Genomic DNA, 6,423 nt, shown 5'->3' on the forward strand with positions numbered 1-6,423 from the left:
AGGAAATTTTCGCAGTCTCCTGGATGAGACGTTGGAAACCTTTATCAAATTGTCCCATATCCCTCTTGATCTTTTTACCAGCAATGATATCATTTTTTTTGCCGGCTCGGAGGATAGGGCAATGCTTGGAAGCAACCCGAGCGCCGCAGCTGGTGACGAAGGCATGAGGGCAGGTACACCGCGACTGTACCTGTCCCTCCCTCATGCTTTTGTCCTCAAAGCGATAAATCCCGGGGGGACAGGGGGCTGGCCCCCTTAAAATCGGGTTATCTTCCCTTAAAATATTCATGCTTCAGCTATTGAACCCTTTGTTAAATTTGGTGATAATCATCTTCAGGCCGCTTTTTTGTTCATGCCATAAAACGGTTGATATTTATCTTGGGTCACCCACAGTCGATGTAGCAGCACAGACAGTTTCCGAGCCACTGCAACCACCGCCCGTTTCTTGGCGTTTTTGCCTCCCCGGGCGGCAATCGACATCCCATGCAGGCGCAGGTTACTCTCCGGCCCAAACGGCCCCATAATATACTGGGCGCTTCCCACCAGTAATTGGCGCAGGTAAGTATTCCCTGCCTTGGTAATGGGAAGCTGTTTGTCAGTATCTCCGGATTGATCCCGCCGGGGTGTCAGCCCTAAAAATGGTCCCACTTGACGGCTTTTGGCAAAGCGTGCAGGATCTTCCAGGGTCAACACAAAACACAGCGCGGTGATCGGACCGACACCGGCTACCTGACGTAGATATTGCGTTTCCGGATACCGTTCCATACTCAGCTGCTCAATCTGAAGATCAAGCGCCTTTATCTGTTCGTTCAAATGAAAGAGGGTTTGAAACACAGCATCCAAAGCAGATCGAAGCTCAGGGGGCACAAGGGGTTCACATTTTTTGGCAAAACTCGCTGTACTGCATTTGGGCAAACGCTCTCCATTGGTCTTGACAAGCCCTCGGATATGGTTGATCAGCTGGGTGCGGCTCTTGACCAGCATATCACGGGACTTGATTGATGAAAGGTCTGCTTGTGCCTGGCTGTTGCGGTGTTTCAACGGATGTAATAACCGGGGTTCTATCCGACAGACCATCCCCAATATCCGAGCATCACGGGCATCGGATTTATCAACACTGTCCCAAATCAATCTTAATTTGCGAGGGTTGCCAACATAGACAGTCAACCCCATTTCTCCCAGCAGACGGCTGATCCACGGAGAATGAGTGCCCGCCTCCATGGCCACCCTGGCGTGTTTGTAACGCTGAAAGAATTTGCTGACACCGGCCTTTGTATTGGTCACCTGGGCAGTCTCCAGTTCGTTGCCCTCACCGTCAAATACCACTGCTATGTGAAATTTGTCTCCCAAATCGATTCCAATTGTGATAGTATTTTTCATGGCTGGTCCCTCCTTAATCTTTGCAGCCCTTTGGGTGACTGCGTTAAAAATTTAGCGTGATTATATCACAGCTCGTCGGAGGGATCAGCCTTCTCATATTATCTAAATGGCGATTATCCCGAGGCTTCTCCGTTCCCTATTGCATTTTAAAATTCTCTTTACTATATAAGGATACAGCATCAGCGCCCCATTGGTCCCAATTGATGTAACCGACAGAGCGGAGCTATTTCCCTTGCCCGGCCTACAGATCCATCTGATATTGCTGTGCCCCAGCAACTCCTGAATGCTCCGGGCCTGAAAAAGTCCTTGCGTATCTCGGGCGGTGCACGCACAGAGTGGCCATCTCAAATTACCGCATCAAATCTTTTGAAAATGGAAAAGTTATTTTCACCTGGAAAGACCGGGCACAAAATAACGCCATCAAAGAAATGACGCTTGATGCAACGGAATTCATCCGAAGGTTCCTGCTCCATGTATTACCCAGAGGGTTTAAGAAAATCCGGCATTTTGGTTTTCTGTCTCCCCGATACAAAAAAAACAACATCAAACTCATTCGGGAGCTGATACAGGATAATAGTCAGGAATTTACCCGACCTGATATCGAATCCCTGGAAACTATGATGCAAAGACTTACGGGCATTAATATCAAAGCGTGCCCTAAATGCGGCAAAGGACGTCTGGCCCGACTGTTTAAGCTGCTGCCGGAATATGGAAACTATATTCTTCCGCCGAAAAAGGAGGCTGCCTGGAACACCTCGTAAAGATGCCTCTGATATGAAACAAGTTGTGGCAAAGATAATGGCATCAGGCCATACCAGAGGGGTGTGTCATGAATCAGACAGCCGTTTTACCGGACCTCCCTGTTTATGCGGAACAAGCGACATGAGGTCCATAAAAAATAACATTTTAACTGTTTTATCAAAAAAATCTGACAATTTCTCCTTGCGTAGTCGTAAGACAATCGATATAAAACCCATAGCTCAAATTAGTGTTTCGGCAATTGATCCGCGGCATTGTTCAACAACATTTTATCAATAATCCCGCTCGCCGGATTGACCAGTTCGGAACCAACGACAGTATATCAAAATTAACAGTCCCGGTATTTTTTTGGGCGGGACTACTGATAAAACGCTTTTAGTTGGACGAAAGAAATTTTGAACCAGATACAAAAGAATATACAAATTATCGCAAATACAAAAGCCCCAACTATAAGCAATTACAAAAATATATCTGAAAAAAGAACCTGAAAAATGACATTAAAACCGTAATTTTGGTTCAAAAATGATACGCGAAGAGAAATCTAACGACACCTTTGGCTGTGGCTTCAATAAGCGCAAATATGCCGGTGATGCGAAGCGCTGTAAAGAACTCGGTCTGGACTTCAACCTCCACTGCATGGGGCCTAAACGCATTAAGCGCTATCTAAAAAAGAAATACGACTTCGAAATAGACATCGAAGGAAAGGACCGTTTTGACATCACCCGAGAAGCCCAGGCCATCATCTACGGCTAAGAAGGAGGCAACAATGCCATTCGACCTTCAGGACGCAGGACACGCGTAGCCGGCGCCGAACGGTCCGTCCAACAAGGCAAATTAACTCGGATGCAAATTCCGCTGCGCTACATTTGCACCGGTTATTTGCATTATTCACGGTACCTGCAGCGATGCTAAGATCTTTATATGGAGGAATCGGATGGAAAAAGATTCATTGAAGATTACAATTAATACTAATTATAAATTTCTTTATATTGGAACTCTGCTAACCCTCATTGCTACTTCAATTTACCTATATTTATCTATAGAATATAATTTAACAATTTTAGATAGGTATTTAGATCTTTTAAAAATTCTGGCAATTGGCATTGCGATTACTGCGCTCTTATATAGAATACTTGCTTTGTATGAAGCCAACGAAATTTCACGAATATCGATGAATAGGAAAAAACAATATAAGGCGTTTGAACTTATCTCTGAATGGAATAAAGATGTGGTAATGGCCAACCCGATTGATGGTGCAAAAATTTTAGGTGAGATAAAGGATAGAGAGGTTACTGAAATATTAAAAATTATCGACAATGATGAAGCAAAACGTAAAACTATTTTAAACATTTTAAATTTCTTAGAACGAATGGCAATTTATATTAAATCCGATGCAGTAGATGAGATGATTTTAAAAGATTTCTTTGCCCTTATTGTTAAGACTTATTATTTGGGATTCAAAGCATATATTGATAATAAAAGACATCATTATAATGATAATGAAATCTGGATACGATTTGAGAACCTTGAAAAATCTTGGGCAGATTAATCAATTGCAAATCTAACAGTACAAAAGGAGTCGTGATCCTCCCCAAAAAACTGAAATCGAAGTTAAGCTTCATTTTTGAGATAGTATTTTTGGGGTTGGGGTCGGACCGAGCAAGAAGGTTATCAATTAAGGAGATAGCTTAAAAAACACCCCCTAAAACGGGCCTATAATCGCTTTTTTGGGGTCAAAAAGAGCAACATAGGAATAATCGAGATAAAAACAAAGTCCCTAACCACCAAAATGCTGACGGACAAGCCGCAGATTTTGAAACGTTATGGATTAATTTCATGAACTCAAATATGAAACCAAATGAATATGACATTTTAAACATTTTTCTCGAAAAAATGGATGAAAAGGGAGAAAGCCGCAAAATGGTTTCTCTTAGCATAGATGATACAATGCTTGAGCTAATGAACACTAAATACAATAAGCAACTATCCCTTGATGAGCTAAAAAAATTAGCTGACAGGTGTTTTGCAAATGAATGGCTTGAGCATTTCGTTCTTGGGGCTGGCAAATATGGAGAATTAATTCTAACAACTACAGGCTTCGGGGTTGCAAGATCTCTTCAGAAGAAAAAAGAAGCTTTAAAAAATAGAACACTTTTAAAAAAAACATCTGACTACATTGAAGATCATAAAGGCTTGTTCGTTTTTTTAGGATCAATAATAGCTCTGGTTGGTTTATTGATTAAAATATTTTCAGGAGTAAACACATGAGTATACCCGAAGAAATTAAAATCTCTTTATTATGCCTTTTTTGTAATGCCCCGTTAGAAGGAGAAAATGGAAAAGAGTTTTCCTCAGGAGATATGATCAAATGTTTACAATGCAATGAATTGAATGATTACGATTCTATAATAGAATTAGTGTGTGACCGAAAACTCAAAACCCCACGTTTTTCATGGGTATAATGGCTAAAATTTGTTTGAAATCTTTACTTGAAATTGAATTACTTGTTGATTTTAACTGATTACTATGTTAATATAACCAATTAATAATTAAAGAGATTTTAAAAAATGAGAGTCATAGAAAGCAGTTCAAATTTCAACACCCCAACAAAACTTCGAGGTTGTTTTGCGTAAAATTTTTGAACCACAAATGACATTCGGGCAGACCCCTATCGACCAAATCAAACTTGACATGAGAGCCAGGGATGAAATTCCCAAGCTACTTTTGGGGCTCCAGCATATCTATTGCGATCAAGAACTTCGAGAAAAAGTTTTTGTCATCCTCAAAAATGTGATTCCGGAAGACACCGACTCCAAAAATGGACGTCCGGGAATGGACCTGTGGAAAATTCTTGTGATGGGCACCATACGGCTCAATTGCAATTGGGATTACGATAAACTCCGGGAGATGGTGAACAACCACAGAACATTGAGGCAGATGCTGGGTCATGGCATGATGGACGATGACATAACCTATCCGCTCCAGACCTTAAAAGATAATGTCAGGCTTCTGACACCTGACATTCTTGATAAAATCAACACCCTGGTTGTACAAGAAGGTCATAAACTTCTGATGAAAAAAAAACTTCGGACGAAGAGGTGTTGATGGGACGGTGTGATTCATTCGTTGTTGAAACCGATGTTCATTTTCCCACAGACATCAACCTGCTTTTTGATGCAGTCCGAAAAATGATTCAAATTGCCGCTATTATCAGCCAGGGCATTGGAACGAGTATGTGGCGGCAATCAGCATATAATATCAAAAAATTTAAACGGCTGTATCGGATAGTTCAGCGATTGAAACATTCCACATCCGCGGATGAAAAGAAAAAGGCCAAAAGAGCCCGGCAGATCATGGATGCACACAAAGCTTATATTGAACTTGCTGAAAAATACATTTCAAAAGCGGAATTGACCATTGAAATGACGGAGTCCTCCGATATTATGAATGAAGCCCGAGTGGAAGAGTTGCAAACATACATCAATTATGCGCTTTGGCAAATTGGCCTGATAAAACGCCGGGTTTTGCAGGATGAAAAGATCCCACATAAAGACAAGATTTTTTCAATTTTCGAACCCCATACAGAATGGATTTCAAAAGGCAAAGCCGGTGTTCCCCAAGAATTGGGACTGCGGGTATGCATCCTGGAAGACCAGTATGGGTTTATCCTGCACCACCGGGTGATGGAGCAAGAAACCGATGATAAAGTGGCCGTTGCAATGGTAACGTCGGCCCAAAACAAATTTTCTGGTCTCAAGGGATGCAGTTTTGATAAAGGGTTTTATACACCTGGTAACAAAAAGGACCTGAAGGATACATTGAGCATTTTGGTGCTCCCGAAAAAAGGCAGATGCAACAAGGCTGAATTTGAAGAAGAAACAGCAGACGATTTTATTCGTTTAAAAAGAAAACATTCAGCGGTGGAATCGGCCATAAACGGGTTGGAAAATCATGGTCTGGACAGATGCCCGGATCATGGCATTCAAGGATTTAAAAGATATGTAGGTCTGTCTGTTCTGGCAAGAAATCTCCAGATTATGGGTCATCATATACAACAAAAAAGGCTGAAGCAGCTGCAACGGTCTGAACAGCGAAAAGCCGCGTAAAAAAAGGCCGTCGCATCAAAAAGTAGCACGTCAAACACTACAGGTGTGTCCAAAAAATGGGAAAGTCGTTAAAAAACGACAAATATTGAAGCACTTTGCCAGGTTTGTGATAGCAGGAAAAACATTAATTGGAAATTATGTCAGGCATCGGCCTCGGAAAATCCTAAAATAGGGGTTT

6 protein-coding genes and 1 pseudogene are annotated in these 6,423 nt (G+C 41.8%); 6 read left to right on the top strand and 1 reads right to left on the bottom strand.

Annotated features, from left to right (window positions below):
- Window positions 1–333: 333 nt before the first annotated feature.
- Window positions 334–1,380 carry an IS110 family RNA-guided transposase gene (locus tag DPO_RS22360; protein ID WP_006967780.1) on the bottom strand — a complete coding sequence of 349 codons (1,047 nt, stop codon included), beginning with the start codon at window positions 1,378–1,380 and terminating at the stop codon, window positions 334–336.
- A gap of 305 nt (window positions 1,381–1,685) precedes the next feature.
- On the opposite strand from DPO_RS22360, the pseudogene DPO_RS26860 reads away from it, so the two are divergent.
- The 6 genes and pseudogenes from DPO_RS26860 to DPO_RS22390 all read left to right on the top strand — a co-directional run.
- Window positions 1,686–2,141 (top strand): annotated as a pseudogene (locus tag DPO_RS26860) (transposase); the annotation flags it as partial.
- Between the two features lie 520 nt (window positions 2,142–2,661).
- Window positions 2,662–2,892, top strand: a complete 231-nt coding sequence (locus DPO_RS22370) for a hypothetical protein (RefSeq protein ID WP_006968662.1) — start codon at window positions 2,662–2,664, stop codon at window positions 2,890–2,892.
- Window positions 2,893–3,073: 181 nt separating this feature from the next.
- Window positions 3,074–3,688 carry a DUF4760 domain-containing protein gene (locus tag DPO_RS22375; RefSeq protein ID WP_006968663.1) on the top strand — a complete coding sequence of 205 codons (615 nt, stop codon included), beginning with the start codon at window positions 3,074–3,076 and terminating at the stop codon, window positions 3,686–3,688.
- 299 nt (window positions 3,689–3,987) lie between these two features.
- Window positions 3,988–4,407 carry a hypothetical protein gene (locus DPO_RS22380; protein ID WP_152427792.1) on the top strand — a complete coding sequence of 140 codons (420 nt, stop codon included), beginning with the start codon at window positions 3,988–3,990 and terminating at the stop codon, window positions 4,405–4,407.
- Window positions 4,404–4,601: a hypothetical protein gene (locus DPO_RS25390; protein ID WP_006968665.1), complete on the top strand. Its 198-nt coding sequence runs from the start codon at window positions 4,404–4,406 to the stop codon at window positions 4,599–4,601. Before DPO_RS22380 ends, DPO_RS25390 begins: the two co-directional genes overlap by 4 nt.
- Before the next feature lie 163 nt (window positions 4,602–4,764).
- Window positions 4,765–6,245, top strand: a protein-coding gene (locus DPO_RS22390; protein WP_456072976.1) for an ISNCY-like element ISDph1 family transposase whose coding sequence is annotated in 2 segments (ribosomal slippage) — window positions 4,765–5,211 and window positions 5,214–6,245 — 1,479 coding nt in all. Because the reading frame shifts where the segments join, the coding sequence is not laid out codon by codon here.
- The last annotated feature ends 178 nt before the right edge of the window (window positions 6,246–6,423 follow it).

It is taken from the genome of Desulfotignum phosphitoxidans DSM 13687 (assembly GCF_000350545.1).
Lineage (GTDB): Bacteria > Desulfobacterota > Desulfobacteria > Desulfobacterales > Desulfobacteraceae > Desulfotignum > Desulfotignum phosphitoxidans.

Excerpts from the sequence above, each read along its gene's own strand:
- DPO_RS22370 (WP_006968662.1), top strand. The coding sequence starts at position 2,662 with ATGATACGCGAAGAGAAATCTAACGACACCTTTGGCTGTGGCTTCAAT.
- DPO_RS25390 (WP_006968665.1), top strand. The coding sequence starts at position 4,404 with ATGAGTATACCCGAAGAAATTAAAATCTCTTTATTATGCCTTTTTTGT.
- DPO_RS22380 (WP_152427792.1), top strand. The coding sequence starts at position 3,988 with ATGAAACCAAATGAATATGACATTTTAAACATTTTTCTCGAAAAAATG.
- DPO_RS22375 (WP_006968663.1), top strand. The coding sequence starts at position 3,074 with ATGGAAAAAGATTCATTGAAGATTACAATTAATACTAATTATAAATTT.
- DPO_RS22360 (WP_006967780.1), bottom strand. The coding sequence starts at position 1,380 with ATGAAAAATACTATCACAATTGGAATCGATTTGGGAGACAAATTTCAC.